Below are 22,692 nucleotides of genomic sequence, written 5' to 3'. Positions count from 1 at the left end.
GGGGCTTAACGCAGCCCCACATCATGGAAGCGGTTCTCGATCGGCTCCCGCAGCAGATGGCGGATGGACTGGATCGCTGCGGTCTCGATCCGTTTGGCTTCCCGAAGGAGCGGCAGCAAACTCTCAGCATCAATGGAACATGGGGCCTCTGGAGCTTGCGCCGGCCTCCCGTTAAGAGCGTCTGTAAGCTCATTATAGACAGCGGCTAGAACCGTATAATGTTCGGCAATGCCTTCGAGTTCGGGCCAGTATAAGCTGGCCTCCCTTGCGTAGGCTGCCGTATCTTGTTTCATGCCTGCATAGAAGAACAGCGTCTCATAGGCTCCGGCAGCATCATAGGTCTTGTCCGTCAAAGCTTCGAGCATAGCATCATAGGCTTTGAGGCCACAGGCATATTGCGCTTCCGGCAGCATCGGATCATGAACCTCTGCCTTGTACACCGCCTGAATGAAGGACTCTCGGATCACCTGAAGCAGATCCTTTTGGATCTGGCCTTCATAGATCTGACCGTACCAATATGGCGTTTCATTCTTTCCGAATTGATCGTAAGGCAGCTCCCGCTCCGGGTCAGAAGCCTCTTCCTGGTAATAGAAAAGCTTCTGTTCATCATCACAGCGGCTAATCACTACGAAACGGTCTTTCCAGCAGACCACCCCAGTGCCCTGCTCAAGGGATTGGCGGATTGCAGCAATGGCCTGCTTCTGATAAAGCGGGAACGTAGGCATGAAATGAAACCCGGCCGCCTGTGAGGCAACGATCCCGATCAGATCAGCAGCCACTGTGTGCTCAGCCATCCAGTTATAGGCTGTTGGCGACTCACGGTGAAGCTGCCTGTGCACGGACAGTCGGAAACATAAGGCCGTCATTCCGGCCAGCATCGGCTTCGACAGCGTAAACCAGCCTTTGGCTGACAGGACCTGATGCATGGCATCGGCAAAAGAAGAAGCCAGCGGCACACGCGGCTGATCCGCCGCACCTGAAGCTTGCATACTATGTTGGCTATTCATCGTGCGGTATGCACCCCCCATCTTGGCAGTGTGGACCGCTTGAGGTCCGGGTACTGACCAGAAATTTTTGCAACCTGTAGCATCGCCAGCTCCTCCAGCTCCAAAGCCTTCTTCAAAGCAGAGCAGAGGAACGGAAGCTGTTCCTGGTTCAACAGCTTGCCGCTGTTCTTCTCTGAGATCGCAGCCGCGAGCGGATCCCTCAGCCCTTCCACCAGCTCAGCATACAAGCGCTGAACCTCCTCCAGCCCCGGTAATACGGACTGAACCTTCCGCAGATAAGCAGAGATCTCGGTCCGCGATGTCTGGAAGGATTCAAGGATGTAGACAGCGCCGTTACTGTCGAACCCGCCCTGCTGTAGCGCCCGGGTCAGGAAACTGTAGGCGAGGCGGCCTGAAGCGATGCTTAAGTCGGGCAGTGTTTTATAAGGCGTATCCCAATCCCCCAGCGCAAGCCGCAGCGACTCCAGCACAGCATCTTTCAGCGGAATGTTCACCCCGTCCCCCACATAGTGGCAAAACCAGAAGGGCGTGAAGTTAAGGCCGAAGTTATCATACAGCACAACCTGTGTCTCGCCAGACCAGCCATCCTGCACATAGAATACCCGGTCGTCCTCATCATAACCATGAATCACACCGAATTCAGGTATCCAGTAGATACAGGCCCGGCCGCAGTCCAGACTCTGCTTCACATTGTCAGTGGCGAGCCGTTGGTACTCCCCGAACGAAGCATGTCTGGTTCTCCCGCCGTCATATTGGAAGAAGATGCCGAGGTTATCGACGGCTGCACTATGATCTATGCCCCACTGCCCATAAGCCGTAACTGACAATGGGAGGAGCTTCTCGTGTACGGTGAATTTGAAGGCCATGCCGCTTAGCCCGGAGAGCATGAATTTTGGACCCTCGAATAAACCGGCAGCAGTTACTACAGCATAGAGCGCATCGGTAAAAGATTTGGATTCGCGCTTCATCTGAACGTCAAGAATTACGCTGGATCGTTTGCTCACTGTTCATTCTCCTGTTCATTCAGCCGTCTCACTGCTGCATCGCAGATGCTGCGGAGCTTGTCCTTCAGCCATTTTGGGGACAGGAGGGCATTCCACTCGGCCTGGAGCAAATGGGCAATAAACGCGCTGGTATCATAAAAATCAACCTCATAGACCTCATCAGAGGCAGCGCGGAGCCGATAACCACCCCAAGAGTTATCCTGAGGCACTCCGTTCATACGGATTCTTGCCGTAAATGGCTTCAAGGGTCTGGTCTGCTCTGCCGGTGCCGTAGGGCCATCCTCTCCAGGTATGAAGACCCTGCCGGTCAGGGTTAGCTGGCGGATGCCGAACAGGCTGAAATACTCACTCCGTCCATCTCCCTCCACAGCGGCCACGAGATAATCTTCCTCTACCCGCCGGCTTAGCTGCTGGGGGCAGAGGTACAGCTCCTGCGGAGTGTCCTGCCCGTTCCGGTAGAGAACATGGACCACTCTGCGGGCCAGGATCGCCTGCTCCAGCATCTCCATCATCTGTATGCGGCGGGCATTCACTTCAAAGACTGGCAGCTTAAGCTCCCTATCCGTAAGAGGCTGCTCCGTGAACCGCTCCAGCAGACTCCCGACCTTGCGGATACTCTGGGCATTCTCATAATCATAGTGGCTATACCGGTAAGCCAGATATTTAAGAACCCGTTGTTCCTCGTCCGTAATGTACAGATGGGGCAGCAAAAAGCTATTATCCTCGTATATATATCCGCGATGCTTCGCTACATACTGGAGCGGAGCCCGGAGGGATTCTGTCAGGTATTCAATATCCCGCTGCGCCTGGCGCCTGGAAATCTCGAACTGCTCCGCCAGCTTAATGCTGTTCGGATAAGCAAGCTGGCGGATCTGCTGGTCAAACCACTGAATCCGGTGAATATGGCTCATACTATGGCTCCGCTCCTTTCTGTAAGCCTCCAGTATAGCTGGTGATGACTTGTAAGGCCAGTGCGACCGTTCCCGGCAAGAAACAAGGATGCTGTGCTGCATCCATGCACAAAGCATAAAGCAGGGGGCATCCTTGCGTCATTTTACCGGCTTGCTGCGTCCACTCTAACCTGCGTAGCTTTATCACAGCGCTTGCAGACCTTTAGGGCGGTGCCGTCGGATTTTATTTTGGTGTAGAGCAGCTTAATTCGGGTAGACCCGCAGACCGGGCAGGTGCCGCGTCCACGGGATGGAAGGGTCCAAAGTACCCGTCCGCGTTTGGTTTTTGACATTCTTGTAATCCTCTTTTCATTGAATTGATGGTACCTGTCCAGTATAGAACAAGCGGTACGACATAAAATGTCGTATCAGCTAACGAGTTTTTAACTACAGGCCCAGTAACGTAATTGACGGAACGGCTGCCAAGCCAGTAGACTAGATTGGACATAGATGGAAGAACCTGGGGAACCAAGGCTTTCGGCATTCATCGTTATGAAAGGGGTTACATATGTGAAAAAGCTTGGGCTCGTCTACGTGCTGTTAATCGGCATATTTGTGCTCTATGTGCTGAATTACAAGCAGCAGGGGAATGCGGCAGACCCGTGGGAGACTACCGGACTGCGCGGCAATATTGAGGACAAATACGTGATGGTTACGTTCCAGATCGGCATTGATTACTGGAAAAGCGTGCTGAAGGGCTTCGAGGACGCCGCAGAGGAGCTAAATGTATCCGTCGAGTATCACGGCTCCACCCAGCACAACGCGAGTGAACAGATGACGGTGCTGGAGCAGACCATCGCCAAGAAGCCGGCGGGAATTGCCATCTCGGCTGTGAATTCCAAGCTGCTTACAGCGACGATCAACAAGGCTGTGGAGAGCGGCATTCCGGTAGTGCTGTTTGATTCGGGCGCTGAGGGCAGCAAGGCGTATTCCTTCCTGGGAACGGACAATTATAATGCCGGAACGAAGGCGGCGGACAAGATGGCCGAGCTGACCGGCGGCAAGGGCGAGGTCGCCATTATCACCACACCGGATCAGCATAATCATCAGGAGCGGACAGACGGCTTCACGAATACAATCCGCAACAAGTACCCGCAGATGAAGCTGGTGGCGGTGAAGGATGGGCGGGGAGATCAGGTGGCGTCCAGGGAGGCTGCCGAGCAGCTGCTGGTGTGGTATCCGCAGCTGGCCGGGATTTTTGCCACAGAAAGTAATGGAGGCATCGGGGTCGCGGAAGCCGTGGATGCCGCCCCGGGCAGGGGACCGGTTCCGCAGATTATCAGCTTCGATACGGATAAGGGCACACTCGATCTGGTGAAGGAAGGCAAGATTGCCGCAACCATGGCTCAGGGCACCTGGAATATGGGGTATTGGTCGCTGACCGAGCTGTTCCATCTGCACCGTGATTTGGAGGCTGATCCTGAAGCCTATGCCAACAACAAGCCCCTGCCTGTCCCTGATTCTGTAGATACCGGAATTGATGTGGTCACGCGGCAGAATGTGGACAATTATTATGCCAAATAGGCGGCAGAGGGGGAGCCTGTGATGCGCAAGTCCGGCGTGACGATGGAGAAGCTGAAGCTGAATAATATGCCTATCCGCTATAAGCTGATTATTCACTTTTTGCTGATTAGCATTCTGCCTTCCATTGGACTGGGGCTGTTGATTGGCTGGACGGTGGACCGGATCGTGGAAGAGCAGAGCACCGAGAACACGATGCAGCTCATCCGCAAGGTGAATACGGCCATAGAGAGTGATGTAGAGAATCTGCAGAAAATCACATACCTGATCTCGTTCGATCCGGGCGTCCAGAAGTTCCTGAAGGGAGAGACGACGGTTCCGGCACAGCCGGACCCCGCCGCAGGCAACGGGGAATCGGCGGAATACAATATCCGCAAATTCCTGCAGGGCTTCACTACGCTGAGCTCCGAGATTGCCGGCATTATGCTGGTTAACCGTGAAGGCGGTTTCATCAGCAATGAGATGTATACCCGTTCCGGTACAAGGCTGACGGAGGAGACCTGGTACAAGCAGGCTGCTGAGAATAAGGGGATCTTCCTGATTGTCGGGCATCCGTATGGCCGTGCGGTCAGGTCCCATGTGGACTATAAAGAGAGCGAGGTGGTCTCGGCCGTTCGGGCCATTGTGAATCCTGAGACGCAGGTGGTGCAGGGCGTGGTGCTGGTGGATCTGAAGCTGCGGGTAATCGCGGAGACGGCCAGAGATGTCACGCTCGGCAAGACGGGATATCTGACGGTGGTGGATAATCGCGGAGAGATGATTTACGCGCCGCAGCACCCTTTGATGCGTACTATTCCGGCAGGTTTGTTCACCGAGTCCTCGGGCATTACCTCGGAGACGGTAGACGGGCGTAAGCTTCAGCTGATCTACCGGACCTCGCCGTTTACCGGCTGGACCACGATGGGCGTGTTCCCGATGGATGAGTCGGCTTATGGAATCCGCGAGATTACGTTCAATGTTGTCACCTTTGTCTTTGTGGTCTGTATGCTGGGCATGACCGCCTCGTTCTATCTGGCCTATTCGATCTCCCGTCCTATCGGGCAACTGGCCTCCTTCATGAGCAAGGCGCAGTCCGGCGATCTGACGATCCGCTACTGGGGCAGCCGTTCCGATGAGATCGGGCTGCTCGGCCGCAGCTTCAATACGATGCTGGCCCAGATTGGCCGGCTGCTATCCCTGACCGAGCTTCAGGCGCGGCAAAAGCGTGAGGCGGAGCTGCGCAGTCTTCAGGCGCATATCAAGCCGCATTTTCTGTACAATACCCTGGATACGATTCACTGGATGGCCCGCAGCAAGGGAGCGGAGGATATCGCCGAGGTGGTCCAGTCCCTCTCCAGGCTGTTCCGGCTGGGCTTAAGCAAAGGGAGCGATATCATACCGCTCTCCGATGAGCTGGAGCATATCGTCAGCTACCTGAAAATTCAGTATGTCCGTTACAGCACCAAGCTGACCTATTCCATTGAAGTGGAGCCGCACTTACAGGAGCTGTATGTGCTTAAGCTGCTGCTGCAGCCGATGGTGGAGAATGCGATCTATCACGGCATCAAGGAGCGCCGCGGCCCCGGACACCTCTCCATAGCTGTTGTGGAACGGGATAATGACCTGTACCTTACCGTACGCGATGACGGCGCTGGGATGTCTGAAGATAAGCTGAAGGAGCTCAGGCGGCGGCTTGAAGCGGTAGTTACGGAAGAATTAGAGCGTACAGAGGCGGAAATGGCTGGAACAGGCAGCGCAGGAAGCGGCTATGGCATATTGAATGTGCAGGCGCGGATCAGGCTGACCTACGGAGTGCCGTACGGCATCCAGATTGAGAGCGGGCAGGGGCAGGGGACACTTGTAACCGTACGTCACCCGGTTGTTCGTGAGAATTACCCGGAGAAGCATTAGGATAGAGGAGGATGATCTGTACATGATGGACAAATGGAAAGTAATCATTGCCGATGATGAGCGCATTATCCGGGAAGGCATCCGGCAATGCGTGGACTGGGATAGCCTCGGTATGGAGGTTGCCGCAGAGGCAGAAGACGGGGAGGAGGCGCTGGAGCTGGCCGTGGAGCACGCCATTCATATCGCCCTGGTCGATCTGAACATGCCGATTATGCATGGCATGGAGCTGATGAAGCGGCTGCGGGAAGCGCTGCCCGGCTGCAAGATTATTGTAATCACCGGCCACGATGAATTCGCGTATGCACAGGAGTCGATCCGGCTGCAGGTGAATGATTATATTCTCAAGCCCGCGGAGCCGAAACAATTGATGCAGGTGCTGCGGGGCGTCCGCGATGAGCTGGAGTCCGAGCGGCAGCAGAGCCAGCATCTGGAGCAGGCCTCCCGGCAGCTGATGAAGAACTTCCCGCTGCTGCGCGAGCGCTTCTGCCAGGAATGGCTGGACGGCAATCTCAGCCAGGCGGAGATCAGGGAGCAGCTGCAATTCCTCAAGCTCCCGCCGCAGCGGCCGGAGCTGATCGGCATCATCCGCTGGAGGTGGGAGGGCCGGCAGCCGGCGATGAAGGAGAAGGAGCGGCAGCTCTTCCTGTTCGCCATTGAGAATATCACTACCGAACTGCTGGACCCGTATCCCAAGGTGATGTTCCGGGACGCCGCCGGACTGATTGTTGTCCTGCTCTGGGATGCCGCCGGTGAGCGCATCCTGGCCGGAGTGGAGGCGGCTGTGCGCAGCCATCTCAAAATCGCCGTTGAAGTCGGCATCCGGCTGATCCTGGGAGAGATCACTGAGCTGGCTGCCGCCTACCGCAGCTGCCGGGTGGCGTTGGTCAAGGAGCAGCCGCTGTCCCCGCTCGTCCGCCGTGCCAAGCAGCATATACAGGAGCATTACGGCGAATATGGACTTACCCTGGAAGCCACAGCGGGCCTGCTTCAAGCCTCGCCGGTCTATCTGAGCCGCCTGTTCAAGCAGGAGCTGGGCGAATCCTTCGGCACGTATCTGACCCAGACCCGTATCCGCCGGGCCGCCCAGCTTCTGCATTCAACCGACCTCAGCATTAACGAGGTGGCGGAGCAGTCCGGCTATGAGACCCAGCATTATTTCAGTACCGCCTTCAAGAAGCAGACCGGTGTGGCTCCGTTGCAGTTCCGTAAAGGGGTGCAGGCTGAGGTACGTGGTGAGAGCAAGCGAGACTAGCAATCAAGCGCCTGTGGTCAATCGGCTACAGGTGTTTTTTTGCGGGATACGCTACTTCAGATGCACGTAAGTTATATTTTCACAAAAACAGTAGCCTCAGTGTAAATACGGTACCTGCTCCCGGTTGCTATACTCGATTTGTCACACGGGAACACCGTGGAAGACATCAGAATAGTTCAGGGGGTAGTGCAGGAATGAAAAGATATTCAATGATCACGCTTCTGCTAACACTGGTACTCATCTTGTCTGCATGCGGAAACAGCGGTAATTCATCCAGCAATGCCGGCAGCTCTTCCGGCGGCGGGGATACATCCAAGGGCAAGGTGGGCATTGCGATGCCGACGAAATCTTCAGAGCGCTGGGTGAATGACGGCAACAACATGGTCAAGGAGTTCGAGAAGCTGGGCTACGGGACGGATCTGCAATATGCAGAGGATGTTGTCGAGAACCAGGTGTCGCAGATTGAGAACATGATCACCAAAGGCGTGAACGCCATTGTAATCGCTTCAATTGACGACGAGGCGCTGACGGATGTGCTCCAGAAGGCACATGACGCCAACGTTAAGGTCATCGCCTATGACCGTCTAATCAAAAAAAGTGAATTCGTAGACTACTATGCGACCTTCGATAATTTCAAGGTGGGCGTGCTGCAGGGCTCCTACATTGAGGAGAAGCTTGGCCTGAAGGACGGCAAGGGCCCATTCAACATCGAGCTGTTCGGCGGATCGCCGGATGACAACAATGCCTATTTCTTCTTCGATGGCGCCATGTCGATTCTGAAGCCGTACATCGATTCCGGCAAGCTGGTGGTCCGCAGCAAGCAGCTTACAATGGATAAGGTAGCTACGCTGCGCTGGGACGGTGCCGCCGCCCAGTCACGGATGGATAACCTGCTGAGTGCGAACTATGCAAGCGATAATCTGGACGCCGTCTTGTCTCCATACGATGGCATCAGCATCGGTATCCTGTCTTCGCTCAAGGGTGTGGGCTACGGCTCCGGCGACAAGAAGCTTCCGGTAGTTACCGGACAGGACGCCGAGCTGGCTTCCGTGAAGTCCATTTTGGCCGGAGAACAGACGCAGACGGTATTCAAGGATACCCGCGAGCTGGCTAAGAAGGCGGTGGAGATGACCGAGAGTGTACTCAAGGGAACCGAAGCCGAAGTCAACGATACCACTACCTACGACAATGGTGTCAAAATCGTCCCGTCCTACCTGCTGGAGCCGGTCTCTGTGGATGCAGGCAACGTGGATAAAGTGCTGGTAGACGGGGGGTACTATACCAAGGAACAGCTGGGACAATAGCCGTCATAGCGCAGGTCTAGCGGGTACCGGCGGCAGCCGTGAAGTGCAAGGAGCGCCGCCGGAGAACCGCTGCACAGTCACAAGGAAAGCTGGGTGAGAGGCACTTGAGTGAAATTATTTTGGAGATGAAGGGCATTACCAAGACATTCCCCGGCGTCAAAGCGCTCTCCGGCGTCAATCTTCAGGTGAAGGCAGGCGAGATCCATGCCCTTTGCGGAGAGAACGGGGCAGGCAAGTCCACGCTGATGAAGGTACTTAGCGGCGTGTATCCGCACGGGACGTATGAAGGGGATATTTTATACCAGGGACAGGTATGCCAGTTCAAGGATATCAAGGACAGTGAGGGCCTGGGGATCGTCATTATCCATCAGGAGCTGGCGCTGATTCCGTATTTGTCGATTTCGGAGAACATCTTCCTCGGCAATGAACAGGCCAGACGCGGGGTGATCAACTGGAACGAAACGACGGTCAAAACTAAGGCGCTGCTAAATACCGTCGGCCTCAAGGAATCGCCGTTTACGGGAGTCTCTACCATCGGTGTCGGCAAGCAGCAGCTTGTAGAGATCGCGAAGGCGCTCTCCAAAGAAGTGAAGCTGCTCATTCTCGACGAACCGACAGCGGCGCTGAATGAGGATGATAGCGAGAATCTGCTGCTCCTCATTCTGGAGCTGAAGAAGCAGGGGATCTCCTCGATTATCATTTCCCACAAATTGAACGAAATCGAGAAGATAGCGGATTCCGTCACGATTCTGCGGGATGGACAGACCATTAAAACCCTGGATATGAAGCAGGATGCCGTTACCGAGGATGTCATTATCAAAGGCATGGTCGGGCGCGATCTGACGAACCGTTACCCTGAGCGGACACCTAACCTAGGCGAGACGATCTTCGAGATCCGCGACTGGAATGTCTATCACGAGACACAGGCGGACCGCAAAATGCTGGATCAGATCAATCTCCACATCCGGCGCGGAGAGGTAGTCGGTATTGCCGGGCTCATGGGCGCAGGGCGTACGGAGCTGGCGATGAGTGTGTTCGGCAAGTCATATGGCAAGCGGATCAGCGGCCAGACTTTTATGCACGGCAAGGAAGTGCACCTGAATAACATCAGTCAGGCGATTGAGAACGGGTTAGCCTACGTGACCGAGGACCGCAAGCATTACGGCCTGATCCTGATCGATGATATCAAGCGGAACATCTCGCTCAGCAGCCTGAAGAAGCTTTCCCGTCACGGTGTCATTAATGAGAACGAGGAAGTGCTGGTCGCAGAGGAATACCGCAAGAAGCTGAACATCAAGACCCCCAGCATCCTGCAAAAAACCGTGAATCTCAGCGGCGGCAACCAGCAAAAGGTGGTGCTCAGCAAATGGATCTACGCCCAGCCGGATGTTCTGATCCTCGATGAGCCTACCCGGGGCATTGATGTTGGAGCGAAATATGAGATTTATTCCATTATCAACAGTCTGGCCGCAGAGGGGAAGGGTGTGCTGGTCATTTCTTCCGAGCTGCCGGAAATTATCGGGATGTGCGACCGGATCTACACCATGTGCGAGGGGCGGATCAGCGGGGAAGTGGAGCGGAAGGACGCCACGCAGGAGCTTTTGATGAAATTCATGACACGAAGCAGGGGGTAACACCGCATGGGAGCTATTAGTGAACTGTTCAAAAAAAATATCCGCCAATACGGCATGATCATTGCCTTGATCTTTATTTCGGTGTTCTTTCAAATTCTGACGGACGGCATTCTGCTGAAGCCGCTGAACGTGACCAACCTGATTCTGCAGAACAGCTACATCCTGGTGCTGGCTATCGGGATGGTGCTGGTAATCATCACTGGGCATATCGACCTCTCGGTCGGCTCGGTAGCTGCCTTCATCGGGGCCCTGTCGGCCATTATGATGGTGGATATGGAGCTGAATCCGGTACTGGCGGTAGTCATCTCGCTGCTGATGGGTGCGCTGGTCGGAGCCTGGCAGGGCTTCTGGGTCGCTTATGTCAAAATCCCGGCGTTCATCGTTACCTTGGCGGGCATGCTGCTGTTCCGCGGTCTGACGATGATTGTGCTGAACGGGCAGTCGATTGCACCGTTTCCTAAGGCTTTTCAGAAGATCAGCTCTGGCTTCATTCCCGATGTCGCAAGCGTGGGTTCGCTGAATATGCTGACTCTGATCATCGGCGTTCTGCTGTCGCTGCTGGTGATCTATCAGGAAATCCGCAGCCGACGGATCACGGTGAAGTACGGCTTCGAGCAATCTCCGGTCTGGATGTCCGTTGCCAAGGCCGCTGCGCTGGTGATCGTCATCAACCTGTTCACCTATGTTCTGGCACAATATAACGGGATTCCTAATATCCTTGTGATTCTGATGGTGCTGATCGTGATCTACTCCTTCGTCATGAACCACATGACCATGGGGCGGCATATCTATGCCCTGGGCGGCAATGAGAAGGCGGCAAGCCTCTCCGGCGTCAAAACCAAACGGGTGACCTTCTGGGTATTCGTCAACATGGGTGTACTCGCTGCCCTGTCCGGTCTGGTCTTCGCGGCACGCCTGAACTCAGCTACCCCTAAGGCTGGTACGAACTTCGAGCTGGACGCTATCGCTGCCTGCTTCATCGGCGGAGCCTCCGCGTCCGGGGGAATCGGAACCGTGGTCGGTGCCATTATCGGCGGTCTGGTCATGGGTGTCATGAACAACGGCATGTCGCTTGTCGGCCTCGGCGTAGACTGGCAGCAGGGAATCAAGGGACTGGTGCTCCTGCTTGCCGTAGGCTTTGATATCTATAACAAGTCGAAGACAGCCTGATATAGGATACAGATTCAGGCCGGGACTGCTCCAGATGGGGCGGCTCCGGCTTGTTCGCCAGAATTTATATGTTTTGGGGTCCCCGCAAAGTACCTGAGTCATCACCTACGCTAAAGCCCCACTTTGTGGGGTTATTTGGCGTTCAAGTCTTCCCGCGCAGCTTGCAGCAGGTGCCTCTAGCATGGATAATAGCACCTAAGGTGTTTTATATTTCATGAATAGTAACAGGAGGCTACAGATGCAGATTATTGCCATGCTGACCATGCTGATTGACCATGTTGGGCTGATCTTTTTCCCGGGGGAGCTTGCCTGGAGATATGTGGGGAGAATTGCCTTCCCGATCTACTGCTACGCGCTGGCGCAAGGCTATATTCATACCTCCTCCAGACCCCGCTATCTGCGGCGGCTGTTTGTGATCTCTGTGCTGGCGCAAATTCCGTACAATCTGGCGATTCATCCGGGAGGCTGGAACGTCGTCTTCACCCTGCTCCTCTCAGCGCTGATCCTTGCCCTGCTTGATAAGCTGCCCAATCTGTGGGCGGGTATTCCAGTAGTGGTAGCCGCTGTGCTGCTGATGGATGCGCTGCCGCTTGACTACAATGCCTACGGACTGCTGCTGGTGCTGATTTTCCGGTATACCCGTTCTTATGTGCTCGTGCTGGCGCATTTGGCGCTGAATGTATTCTATCTGTTCTATTATAATTGGCTGGTGCAGATGGCCAGCATTATTCCGACCGTTCTGATCGCGCTGACCCCGGGTTTTTGGGTGCTGCTGGAGAAGAGACGTCTGCCGCGCTGGGTCTGGTGGAGCTTTTATCCGGCCCATTTAGCAATCCTTGCCATGGTAAAGTTTCTCTTTTTCAAAGAATGGGTATTTATAGAATGGCGGAGTTTATTTAGCGTATGAGGGTTCATCATTTCCAGGTGCTGTATTTACAAATTGATGCTCCTCTGAGATGATGGGTACGTTGCCAAATTATGAGCTAGAGGAGACATGCTATGAAGAAAATGAAAGCAAGAACCAAATGGCTGGTGCCGATTCTCGCCCTGCTGCTGATTCTGTCAGGCTGCCAGAGCGTTGGCGGCTTCGATGTCAATAAGGCACTGCTGGGGGATGTGGATGTCAAATCCTCTGAATCAAGCACTACGATGACCCTGAGCGCTATTCCTGCTGCAGGCATCACCGCAGAGGACCGCGAAGTTGTTGATCTTATTAATTCCTTATCGCTTACGCTTGGTCATGTGAAGGTTCAGGATAACGGCAATGTCTCGGCTACGGGAGTTGTGGGTTACAAGGAGTTCAAGATTCCGTTCTCCCTCTTCACCGACCAGAAGAACCTGGTCTTCACCGCTGAAGGCGCGAAGCAGCCGTTCTACATGCCGCTTCAGAGCAATGAAATGCTGCTTGGCCTGGAAGTAACCGATCCAGCCAAAACTTTGGAATTCACCAAGCTGGCCTCCCAGTTTGTGATCAAGAATCTTCCGAACCCGGGTGCGATCACAGTGACATCAGTAAATGAATCCGTATACGGCCAGCCAACCAGCTTGACGAAGCTACATACGGAAATTACAGGGGAAGAGCTGCCAGTATTGCTGAAGAGCTTCCTGAGATCTGTGTCTAAGGATACCGAAGGCTTCACCGCCCTGATCAGCGGTCTCTATGATTATATGTATCCGCTCATCAAAGACAAAGCTGAAGATCTGAACAGTATCGGTCTGGGCGATATTCCGCTGGAGGACAAAGAAGGAGTAGTCACTGTAGTACATGATGCAGCCAAGCTGGCTGTGGATGCTCTCCTGCTGGTCTATGACAAGCAGCTGGAGAACCTCTATGAGACAACTCCTGAACTCAAGACTGTTCTCGGCAAGGATACGAAGCTGAGCGCGGATATCTTCGTGGATAGCGGCTTCCATGTCCGCAAACAGAACATCGACTTCAATGTTGCCCTTCCGGCCAGTGAAGATCTGCCGCTGCAGAGCATCAACATGAAGCTGACGAATGAGACTTGGAATGTGAACGGTCCGGTAACGGCTGATCCGATCAGCACGACAGGCGCAATTGATTACTCCAAGGGTGATCTTACGCCAGGCGAAACGCTGAGAAGCTTCGATTCTAATTCATCCGTCTATAAGCTGCTCAAAGAGGAGATGGCAATTACCTCCAAGAGCCTGATGATCGCACCGGATGACGATTATTATTATCCGGTTGTGAAGAACGGTACTACCTATGTACCACTGCGCTATGTTGCAGAGGATATGGATGCCAAGGTAGAGTGGGATGGGCCTAACAAGTCCATTAAGGTTACCGACGATGTATACGGCGATCAGCTCGTATTCAAAATCGGTTCCGCACAGGCGCAAATAGCCGGCAAGACCGTGAAGCTTCCATTAGCAGTATTCGTAGATGAGTACGGAGATGCTAATGTGCCGCTGCGTGTATTGGCTGAAGGCCTGCATGCTACGGTTGAAGTGGATGATGACGGCTATATCTGGATCGAACGTCCGTAAGAAGTACCGTTCCAGTCAAGAAGCCGGGACCCCTGAGCAATCAGGCGGTTCCGGTTTTTTGTGCTTTTTTACAGAACATTTACAGAACACGGCTGCACCTTTTATCCAATGCTTGAACGCGGATGATAATCTGGAATGAGGTTAACATTCTAAGGTCAAGGGAGCAATAGTATGCAAGCAGAGAAGCAGGCGGTACCGGGAGAACAGCGGAAGGGGGAGGCCGGAGCGTTACTTGAGATCCTGCTAGTATCGGCCAAACTGGGTCTTACCTCCTTCGGTGGCCCTGTCGCCCATCTGGGTTATTTCCACAATGAATATATCCGCCGCCGGAAATGGATGGATGAACGAAGCTATGCAGATCTGGTTGCGCTCTGCCAGTTCCTTCCGGGTCCCGCGAGCAGTCAGGTGGGGATTGGCATCGGAATGGTACGGGCAGGCTGGCTGGGCGGGTTAGTGGCTTGGCTGGGCTTCACTTTGCCCTCTGTCCTGGTGCTGGTCGCCTTCGCCTTCCTGCTGCAGGGCTATGATATTGCCGGTGCCGGCTGGATTCACGGACTGAAGATCGTAGCTGTAGCGATTGTTGCCCAGGCCATCCTTGGCATGGGTCAGAAGCTGACTCCGGACCGGGAAAGAGTAACCATCGCGGTTATAGCGGCAGTTGTTACATTATCATGGCAGACCAGCTACAGTCAGATTCTAACGATTGCTGCAGCTGGCATAGCCGGGCTATGGCTGTACCGCCACAGTTCTGCGGAGAACCTGACGAATCCTCCAGTCCCTATCCGCCGGTCGTCTGGCTTCGTTTGTTTGGCATTGTTCGGCTTACTGCTGATAGTACTCCCGTTCCTTAGAGGGACGGCTGAGACTGGAGGAATAGCGATATTTGACAGCTTTTATCGTTCCGGTGCTTTGGTGTTTGGCGGAGGACATGTCGTGCTCCCGCTGCTGGAACAAGAAGTCGTTCCTAACGGCTGGGTGAGCCAAGCCGACTTCCTGGCGGGATACGGTGTGACGCAGGCTGTACCGGGTCCGTTGTTCACTTTTGCAGCCTATCTTGGGGCAATGACCGCCGGTGTGCCCGGGGCCGCCCTGGCCACGCTTGCGATTTTCCTGCCAGCCTTCCTGCTGGTTGCAGGCGCACTGCCTTTTTGGAACAGCTTAAGAAGGAGCCCACGGATTCAAGGAGCCTTAACCGGAATCAATGCCGCTGTGGTCGGCATTCTGCTTGCTGCCTGGTACGATCCCCTGTGGACGACAGCTATCCTTGCGCCGCTGGACTTTGCCTTGGCGATCATTCTGCTCGTAATGCTGGTCTTCTGGAAGCTGCCGCCTTGGCTGGTTGTGGTGGCCGGTGCGGCGGGTGGAATGATGATCGGTATAGGATAGGCGGGAAAGTGAATACAACGGGGAAGCACGAAGATGCGTGGGCAAATATATGTTAAAAACCGGGTACTTTGTGTTGATATGAAAGTCGACGAGTCAAATGTATGCGAAAATTACGTAGGGATGCGATCTAGAGGGAGTAAAATGAGGATTAATCGTACACCGATTTTTTTCAAGACCTAATTCAACATAATAACAGAACGCAAAGAAACAGTCTATATTTTTTTCCGGGAATGGAATAGAGTGGAGTAGCCGGCAATACAAGAAGAAGTGGAGTGTGGTTACTTGAAATTTCATTGTCATCTGGAGGCTGCTGCGTTGCAGGAGTATGTGGAGAAGGTCTTAGGCACGGATTATACTGTCGTAAAGGTCAGCAGGATGGAGGGCGGTGCCCAGAAGGTGGTCTATAAGCTCGACTGCACCAATGGGTTCTCCTGTATTCTGTACGTGTGGGACCTGACCATGAATTATTTTCAGGAAGAAATCGTTAATCATAACCTGCATGCTGAGTCCTACGGGAGTGAATTATTTGCGAGCAATAACAGGTTCTTGATAGAGCATGCGGTCCGCACACCAATACTCTATGATCTGAATAAGGACAGAGACCGGTATGATTTTGATTATGCGCTGGTTGAATATGTAGCCGGACAAGATGCCGAGGGGTATTTCAGGCATACCGACCGCAAGGTTCAGGATAAGGTCTTCCAGCAGGTGGGGGAGATGATTCACGCCATGCACAGGATTCAGAGCAGAACCTACGGTAAAACGGATCAGACTGCGCCTAACAACATACAATGTCATTTGCTTCAATTATATAATGGGATCGAACAGCTAACTTACGCTGCAGAGCATGTGGAAGCGATCCGCAAGAATCAAGGGAAGCTGCTCGACATGTTATACAGCCTGGAGTCCAAAATAGTACCCCGGAACAGCTACGGATTCATTCACGGGGAGCTTGGACCCAATCATGTGATCGTAACGGATCAGCTGGAGCCTTGCCTGATTGATATTGAAGGAGCCGAATTCTATGATATTGAACACGAGCACAGTTTCCTCGAAATGCGTTTTGGGGAGCACTACCGCTATCTGAACGATGTTCAGCTCGATGAGAACCGGAAGTTATTCTATAAATTCCATCATCATCTCTCATTAATCTCAGGCGGGTTGAAGTTAGTTCACAGAGGCTTCCCTGACCAGCAGCTCGCACAAGGAATAGCCGATCATCATACGGATTGTGCGCTCCAGTTCATAGAAGCATAAGCCTGGAACAAAGCCTCTCTTTCGTATACCGGAAGGGAGGCTTTCTTTGCTACTGAGTAGTCAGAACCATCTCCAGCGAGGTATTGCTCTCTTCTGCGTGCTCCGCCATACTGCGGATATATCCGGACATGAAGCCGCCCTCCATACTCTCCCACAGCTTGAATCCCGGCATCGCCCGGATCTCCTCCAGCGAATCAGCAGCGTTCCCGGCAAAATACTTCACGTTCAGCTTCGACATCACCTCAGCCATCGACTGCTTCTGCGCTTCTGTGAAGCTGCTCTCCTTCAGCCGGCTCATCGCTTTGTCATACGAATTTTTTGTGAAAATCTGCTCCGCATATGCTTTGAAGTTCAGCAGGTGCGGATCGGTCTTATGGTTGGCCTTGGCCCAGCCGTCAACATCGACTTGAGCGGTGCGGTAGGTCACAGCCCGTGAAGCGGGATCGAAGGTCATTCTGCCGTACTGGTGCGGATTCACCGCCATGGCGCTTGTTGCAATATCATAGACAGGCAAGGCCGGATCTATCGAGGCTTCCGGAGGATCGCGGCGGATATCCTGCATATGAATATGCCCGGATAATACCAGATTTAACCCTTCCCGGCGAAAAGCCTTCAGCGTCTCCTGGCTGTTATTAAGCTTGAACCCGGATACGGCCATGGAGGTATGGCTCAACAGATTATGATGCATCACGGTAATCACAGACGCATGCTCCCCTGCGGCCAGCTTCACATTATCGTCAATCCAGGCAAGGGTGGAGGGCAGAAGGCGGCCGTCAGTCTGCGGAAAATTATATTCTTCGTTATGTGCATACTGCGCACTGTCAATCATCAGCAGCCACAGGCCGGGTGCGGCCTTCACCACATAGCTTAAGCTGTCCGCATCCCGCGAGACCGCCTCGTTATATCCGAAATCGTCATAGATGCGCAGGAAATCCTCTACATTGATATGCTTGGCAACGACCTGCCTGTCACCGTCGAACGATCTGGCCCAGGGGTTGTTGATATCATGGTTGCCTGGAGTCACGTAGACGCGGGTCCCCGCAGCCTCCATCCGGTGCAGCTTCGCCGCCAGCTCCTTATGGCTGCCCGCTTCCCCGTTATTGGTAAGGTCGCCGCTCAGAATGAGGAAGGCCGGCTTGTTCTGTTCCACATCCCGGACCAGAGCTTCGGTCAGCTCATCGCTGTACGGAAGCATTTTGCCGTCGCCGCCTGTGACATAGGTCTGGAAGGCCTGACCGCCGTCCTCCAGGGCTTTGTCCAGATAATGCGTATCGGTGGCGACCCAGAACGATACAGGTTCTCCGGGTTCTGCAGCAGGGGTCACAGCCCCGGCGGCTGCCGGAACAGCGTTCAAGGCAGAAGAAGCGGAGTCTTCACACCCGCTGAGAATGAGGATGGAAGAGAGCAGCAGCATTAAGGTGAGCTTCACCGTATGAGTTGTGCGGTTATGAAGCGGGACGCGCATAGCTTAACCTTCTTTCTGTATTTTAGCTGAATCATTGTAGCTTATTTATGACCGGATTGTATATACGATATGTTAGCCGTTGTTTCTAAACCTCCAGAATAGCTTATAGAAAATAGTGGAAGGTGCATAAATGAACGCAATTCTGCGAGACTAAGAGCGGATATACAAATAAAGGGCTGGTACAGGAAAAAGTTGTGAATGATGTGTTGTATTCAGACCGGAATAGTGTTATGATTAAAAAAAGTAAGTTACTTAATTAAATGGAGGTAGTTATTTTATGTCTAAGACTTTTTTTGAAGCGGTAAAAGGCAGACGTTCCATATACGCCATCAGCAAAGAATCCCCAATCTCTGATGAACAAATTCAGAAGATTGTAGAAGAGGCTGTTCTACATAGCCCAACTTCCTTCAACTCCCAAAGCTCCAGAGCTGTAGTTTTGCTGGGCGAACAACATGATAAGCTGTGGGATATTACAGCAGAAACCCTGCGTAAGATCGTTCCTACTGAACAATTCGAAGGCACGGCTCAGAAGCTGTCCTCCTTCAAAGCCGGCTACGGCACTGTACTCTTCTACGAAGATCAGGCAGTGGTGAAGCACCTGCAGGAGAACTTTGCCCTGTATGCTGAGAACTTCCCAATCTGGTCCAACCAGTCCTCCGGGATTCTGCAATATGTAGTATGGACTGCTTTTGCCGAAGAAGGTCTGGGAGCCTCCCTTCAACACTATAACCCGCTGATCGACGATGAAGTGAAGGAGACCTTCGGTATTGCTGCAGACTGGAAGCTGATTGCCCAGATGCCATTCGGTAACATCCTGACTCCTCCAGGCGAGAAGGAATTCCAGCCGATTGAAGAACGCGTGAAGGTCATTAAGTAAGCAATTCCTGCGGTAAGCAGTTTAGAACCTCCCTGATCCGGCTAAGTATGAATATAGCCCGAACAAGGAGGTTTTTGTCATGCCATGGAATAAGGAGAACTATCCGGATTCACTGAAGAACTTCACTGCGCCTGTACGCAACAAAGCGGTGGAGATTGCGAATGCGCTGCTGGAGGACGGATATGAGGAGGGGCCGGCCATCGCCATCGCCACCGCCACAGCACAGGCCAAAGAGTGGGGCGAGAATCGCGATAAGCAGATCCGTAAAAAAGGGCATTAGCAGCCAGGCCAGGCCGGCGTTGACCAGGCTTCTATACGAACACATGCAAAGAGGACAGGCGGGTATCCGTCTGTCCTCTTTGCATAAATAGCTTGTACACCAGTATATGTTATTTCGTAGCAGGTGCTTCCGTAGCAGGAGCCTCAGTTGCAGTACCAGGTGCTTCACTGGCTGCCGGAGTAGCAGATGCATCCGGTGTATCAGTCAACGTATTTGTGATTTTGGCATTCTTGTTCAGATCCGCGAGCCAGGTGGAGGACATCTCAGACACTTTTTGTGCAACTAGAGTCTTTTTGATCTCGTCTTTCTTCTCGGCGAGTGTATATTCCTTGGCTTCCTTGCGGTCAGTAACCTTGATGATGTGGTAGCCGTAATCAGATTTCACTGCACCGCTGGTTTCGCCAACCTTCAGCTTGAAGGCAGCATCGGAGAATTCAGCAACCATGTCGCCGCGTTTGAAGAAGTCAAGATCGCCGCCTTTGTCCTTGGAGCCGGTGTCAGCGGACTTTTCTTTAGCCAGTGCGGCGAAGTCTCCGCCGTCCTTGAGCTGCTTAAGGATGGCATCCGCTTCTTCTTTAGTCTTCACCAGGATGTGGGAAGCGCGAACTTCTTCCTCCTGATTGTATTTCGCTTTGTTTTCTTCGAAATATTTGGAGATTTCATCATCAGTAACGGTGACCTTCGGTTCTACCAGCTTGCGGATCTCAACCTGAAGCGGCATTTGCTTCTTCAGATCCTCAATCGTCATCGAGCTCTGCTGCAAGGCGCTATTGAGCGCTTCCTCGCCGCCGAACTGGGTTTTAAGATCTTCGATTTCCTGATTAATGTCGGCATCGGTTACCTTAATGTTAGCCTTCTTGGCTTCCTGGCCTACCAGTGTGGTGGTAATCAGGTTTTGCAGAGTGGATTTCCCGCCGGCTTCAACCAATTTATCATACAGCTGCGCTTTGGTGATGTCTGTTCCATTCACGGAAGCAACTGCAATTTTGCTGTCATCTTTCTTGAAAGGCTGTACAATCAGCACTACAATCAGCGCTGCTGCCAGTACGAGCGATGCAATCATCCAGCCTTTGCCGCCGCCGGATGGAGCAGGTGAGGATGGAGGAGTACCGCCGCCGCCGACTTTGTTCATTACGGGAACGCTTTCTTCAACCTTTGGAGCTGCTTGTACAGGTTCCTGCGGCACAGGGGCTGTTCCGGCAGGCTCAATTCCTTCTTCCGGAGTAATCACAGAAGCATCGTTCTCTTCCGGCGTAATGCCGTTTTCTAGCTTTTCATTTTCATTGAAATCTTTTTTGTCCATTATAATTAATGACTCCCTTCAATATAGGTGGTGCCTGTCTTTCTACAACTTTACCAGAAAACAGAATTCCAAACCTTAAGAAAGTATAAAAAAGCACAATTACTTTTTAAGATTCCATTAAGAAACAGGTAAAATACAGGAAAAACCGGAGCAGCACGGGTGTCCCCATATGCGCTCCGGCCTGATGAGAGAGACTGTAATAATCGAATAAAGAGTACCAAGCTGCAAGATGTCTAAGGATTATGCTCCGGCTTGTGAGCTCAGTCCCTTAAGCAAATGGCGGATGTTCTCCTGCTTACGTCTTGGAACCCGTACAGACTTGGCATAGAGGCCCATTTCACCGAAGTAGATGCAGTCATCCTCAATGGAGCTGATCTTGTTCAGGTTCACGTAGCAGCCTCCGTACACATGATAATAGCTGTTGCTCGACAATAAGCGGTTCAGTTGCTCGGCAGTCATTCTCTTTTTAATATTGTAGTTTCTGCCGTGAAAAATGACCAGGTCATGGTCCCCGACCTTAAAGAACAGAATGTCTGTCTCCACCTCGAAGTCCTCATATACATTTCTGGCTTCCAGCAGGCTGCTCATTCGTGTTCCCCCTTTATTCTTGATTAACAATAATGTTAGCGCTTTCATTATAGCATACTCCGAATGGTTTGAGAAGTCTTATTTTTGAAATGTTTTTTGTCATTTTTTCCGTTGCATTTGTCAACCCTCACGAAAAAATGTAAATTATATAGATGGCTGTTTAACTTGAGGAGGAATTCTAGATGAACGAGAAGACGAAGCTGCTGTTATTTACCGGTTCCTATGCCACCGCTGAAGAAAGCGGAATCCAGGTGTTTGCCTTTGACGGTGAAGCCGGGGGTACTCTGGAGCGGCTGGATACCGCAGAAGGCCTGACGAATCCTACGTTCGTCAATGTGGACCCTTCCGGGCGGAAGCTGTATGCCATTGGGGAGAAGCCGAATGGTACGGGCGGTAAGGAAGGGGAGGTTATCACCTTCGCTATTGATCCTGAGACAGGCAAGCTGACCGAATTGCAGCGGATTCAGACTATGCCTTCCGAGGGCAAGGGCCAGAGCACGACCTGTAACATTAACCGTGACGCGGGGAATGAACATCTGGTCGTGTGCAGCTATCACGGGGGATCGGTCGGACTGCTCACGCTGGACCAGAACGGGCTGCCTGTAGCATTGACGGATACCGCACAGCATACCGGACATGGGGGAACCCCGGGTCAAGACCGTCCTCACCCGCATTCGGCCATTTTCAGCCCTGATGGACACTACCTGTTCGTCTCGGATCTGGGACTGGATCTGATCCGCAGCTACAGAATAGACGCTGCATCGGGAACACTTGAAGCGGTTGGAGATACCCCGCTGCATGCCGGAGCCGGACCGCGGCATTTCGTGTTCCATCCAGACGGGAAGTCCGCTTATGTCATTAATGAGCTGGACAGCACGGTGACATCCTTCCTGTACGATGCAGAGGCAGGAACTCTGAAGACGGCTGCTACTGTATCCACACTGCCTGAAGGCTATACAGCGGGCCAGAACAGCTGTGCAGAGATCACCTTCTCCAAGGATGGCCAATATCTGTACGGCTCGAACCGCGGACATGACAGCATCGTTCAGTATGCTGTGAATCCGCAGACTGCCGGGCTGACCCTGGTAGAGCATGTATCCACCAGAGGCGGTCATCCCCGTCACTTTACGGTTACACCGGACGGTGGTTATCTGATTGTTGCCAACCGGGACGGCAATAATCTGGTTGTCTTCTCCCTGGACGAAGGCAGCGGCCGCCTGAGCTTCACTGGCAATACTGCTGAGCTGTCGAAGCCGGTTTGCGTGATGCCGGCGGTTTTCCCCGCGTAGGACAAGC

The 22,692-nt window shown here is 53.2% G+C and carries 20 protein-coding genes; 13 read left to right on the top strand and 7 right to left on the bottom strand.

Annotated features, from left to right (window positions below; all coding sequences use genetic code 11):
- Positions 1–5: 5 nt before the first annotated feature.
- From NSU18_RS05945 to NSU18_RS05930, 4 genes are all read right to left on the bottom strand, one after another.
- Positions 6–1,007 carry a hypothetical protein gene (locus tag NSU18_RS05945; RefSeq protein WP_341148518.1) on the bottom strand — a complete coding sequence of 334 codons (1,002 nt, stop codon included), beginning with the start codon at positions 1,005–1,007 and terminating at the stop codon, positions 6–8.
- The gene (locus NSU18_RS05940; RefSeq protein WP_341148517.1) at positions 1,004–2,011 is read right to left on the bottom strand and encodes a hypothetical protein; all 1,008 of its coding nucleotides are present in this window, start codon (positions 2,009–2,011) and stop codon (positions 1,004–1,006) included. The genes NSU18_RS05945 and NSU18_RS05940 overlap by 4 nt, the downstream gene beginning before the upstream one ends.
- Positions 2,008–2,922 carry a helix-turn-helix transcriptional regulator gene (locus NSU18_RS05935; protein WP_341148516.1) on the bottom strand — a complete coding sequence of 305 codons (915 nt, stop codon included), beginning with the start codon at positions 2,920–2,922 and terminating at the stop codon, positions 2,008–2,010. Before NSU18_RS05935 ends, NSU18_RS05940 begins: the two co-directional genes overlap by 4 nt.
- A gap of 143 nt (positions 2,923–3,065) precedes the next feature.
- Positions 3,066–3,254, bottom strand: coding sequence for a hypothetical protein (locus tag NSU18_RS05930; RefSeq protein ID WP_341148515.1), 189 nt, complete (start codon positions 3,252–3,254; stop codon positions 3,066–3,068).
- A gap of 217 nt (positions 3,255–3,471) precedes the next feature.
- Here NSU18_RS05930 and NSU18_RS05925 point away from each other — a divergent pair, with 217 nt between their 5' ends.
- The 10 genes from NSU18_RS05925 (at position 3,472) to NSU18_RS05880 (ending at position 16,883) form a co-directional block, all read left to right on the top strand.
- The gene (locus tag NSU18_RS05925; protein ID WP_341150990.1) at positions 3,472–4,485 is read left to right on the top strand and encodes a substrate-binding domain-containing protein; all 1,014 of its coding nucleotides are present in this window, start codon (positions 3,472–3,474) and stop codon (positions 4,483–4,485) included.
- Positions 4,486–4,506: 21 nt separating this feature from the next.
- On the top strand, positions 4,507–6,372 hold the full coding sequence (locus tag NSU18_RS05920; RefSeq protein WP_341148514.1) for a cache domain-containing sensor histidine kinase: 1,866 nt from the start codon (positions 4,507–4,509) through the stop codon (positions 6,370–6,372).
- A 22-nt stretch (positions 6,373–6,394) separates the two neighbouring features.
- Positions 6,395–7,624 (top strand): response regulator, encoded by a 1,230-nt coding sequence (locus NSU18_RS05915; RefSeq protein WP_341148513.1) that lies wholly within the window; start codon positions 6,395–6,397, stop codon positions 7,622–7,624.
- 194 nt (positions 7,625–7,818) lie between these two features.
- On the top strand, positions 7,819–8,928 hold the full coding sequence (gene chvE, locus NSU18_RS05910; protein ID WP_341148512.1) for a multiple monosaccharide ABC transporter substrate-binding protein: 1,110 nt from the start codon (positions 7,819–7,821) through the stop codon (positions 8,926–8,928).
- Between the two features lie 104 nt (positions 8,929–9,032).
- Positions 9,033–10,562 (top strand): multiple monosaccharide ABC transporter ATP-binding protein, encoded by a 1,530-nt coding sequence (gene mmsA / locus NSU18_RS05905; RefSeq protein ID WP_341148511.1) that lies wholly within the window; start codon positions 9,033–9,035, stop codon positions 10,560–10,562.
- A gap of 6 nt (positions 10,563–10,568) precedes the next feature.
- Complete coding sequence (mmsB, locus tag NSU18_RS05900) at positions 10,569–11,732, top strand: multiple monosaccharide ABC transporter permease (RefSeq protein ID WP_341021249.1); 1,164 nt, start codon at positions 10,569–10,571, stop codon at positions 11,730–11,732.
- A 238-nt stretch (positions 11,733–11,970) separates the two neighbouring features.
- Complete coding sequence (locus tag NSU18_RS05895) at positions 11,971–12,639, top strand: TraX family protein (RefSeq protein WP_341148510.1); 669 nt, start codon at positions 11,971–11,973, stop codon at positions 12,637–12,639.
- Positions 12,640–12,731: 92 nt separating this feature from the next.
- Entirely contained in the window at positions 12,732–14,240 is a 1,509-nt protein-coding gene (locus NSU18_RS05890) for a copper amine oxidase N-terminal domain-containing protein (protein ID WP_341148509.1), read from the top strand.
- Between the two features lie 171 nt (positions 14,241–14,411).
- A complete protein-coding gene (locus tag NSU18_RS05885; protein WP_341148508.1) occupies positions 14,412–15,626 on the top strand; it encodes a chromate transporter in 1,215 nt (404 codons plus the stop codon).
- 327 nt (positions 15,627–15,953) lie between these two features.
- Positions 15,954–16,883 carry a phosphotransferase gene (locus NSU18_RS05880; RefSeq protein ID WP_341150989.1) on the top strand — a complete coding sequence of 310 codons (930 nt, stop codon included), beginning with the start codon at positions 15,954–15,956 and terminating at the stop codon, positions 16,881–16,883.
- A gap of 49 nt (positions 16,884–16,932) precedes the next feature.
- Here the strand turns inward: NSU18_RS05880 and NSU18_RS05875 are convergent, their stop codons facing one another.
- Positions 16,933–18,348: a metallophosphoesterase gene (locus NSU18_RS05875; RefSeq protein WP_341148507.1), complete on the bottom strand. Its 1,416-nt coding sequence runs from the start codon at positions 18,346–18,348 to the stop codon at positions 16,933–16,935.
- Between the two features lie 277 nt (positions 18,349–18,625).
- Between NSU18_RS05875 and NSU18_RS05870 the strand changes: the two genes are divergently transcribed.
- Both NSU18_RS05870 and NSU18_RS05865 read left to right on the top strand, forming a co-directional pair.
- Positions 18,626–19,225 carry a nitroreductase family protein gene (locus NSU18_RS05870; RefSeq protein ID WP_036729316.1) on the top strand — a complete coding sequence of 200 codons (600 nt, stop codon included), beginning with the start codon at positions 18,626–18,628 and terminating at the stop codon, positions 19,223–19,225.
- A 79-nt stretch (positions 19,226–19,304) separates the two neighbouring features.
- Complete coding sequence (locus NSU18_RS05865) at positions 19,305–19,505, top strand: DUF2188 domain-containing protein (RefSeq protein WP_341148506.1); 201 nt, start codon at positions 19,305–19,307, stop codon at positions 19,503–19,505.
- A gap of 109 nt (positions 19,506–19,614) precedes the next feature.
- Here NSU18_RS05865 and NSU18_RS05860 read toward each other — a convergent pair whose 3' ends face one another.
- Complete coding sequence (locus tag NSU18_RS05860) at positions 19,615–20,808, bottom strand: foldase protein PrsA (RefSeq protein WP_341148505.1); 1,194 nt, start codon at positions 20,806–20,808, stop codon at positions 19,615–19,617.
- Between the two features lie 240 nt (positions 20,809–21,048).
- On the bottom strand, positions 21,049–21,396 hold the full coding sequence (locus tag NSU18_RS05855; RefSeq protein WP_341148504.1) for a LytTR family transcriptional regulator DNA-binding domain-containing protein: 348 nt from the start codon (positions 21,394–21,396) through the stop codon (positions 21,049–21,051).
- 182 nt (positions 21,397–21,578) lie between these two features.
- On the opposite strand from NSU18_RS05855, the gene NSU18_RS05850 reads away from it, so the two are divergent.
- A complete protein-coding gene (locus NSU18_RS05850) occupies positions 21,579–22,685 on the top strand; it encodes a lactonase family protein (protein ID WP_341148503.1) in 1,107 nt (368 codons plus the stop codon).
- Positions 22,686–22,692 lie beyond the last annotated feature (7 nt).

Origin of the sequence: Paenibacillus sp. FSL H8-0048 (genome assembly GCF_038002825.1) — a bacterium.
In the GTDB taxonomy this organism is placed as follows: Bacteria; Bacillota; Bacilli; order Paenibacillales; family Paenibacillaceae; genus Paenibacillus_AQ.
This window is presented reverse-complemented; position numbering and strand designations above follow the sequence as displayed.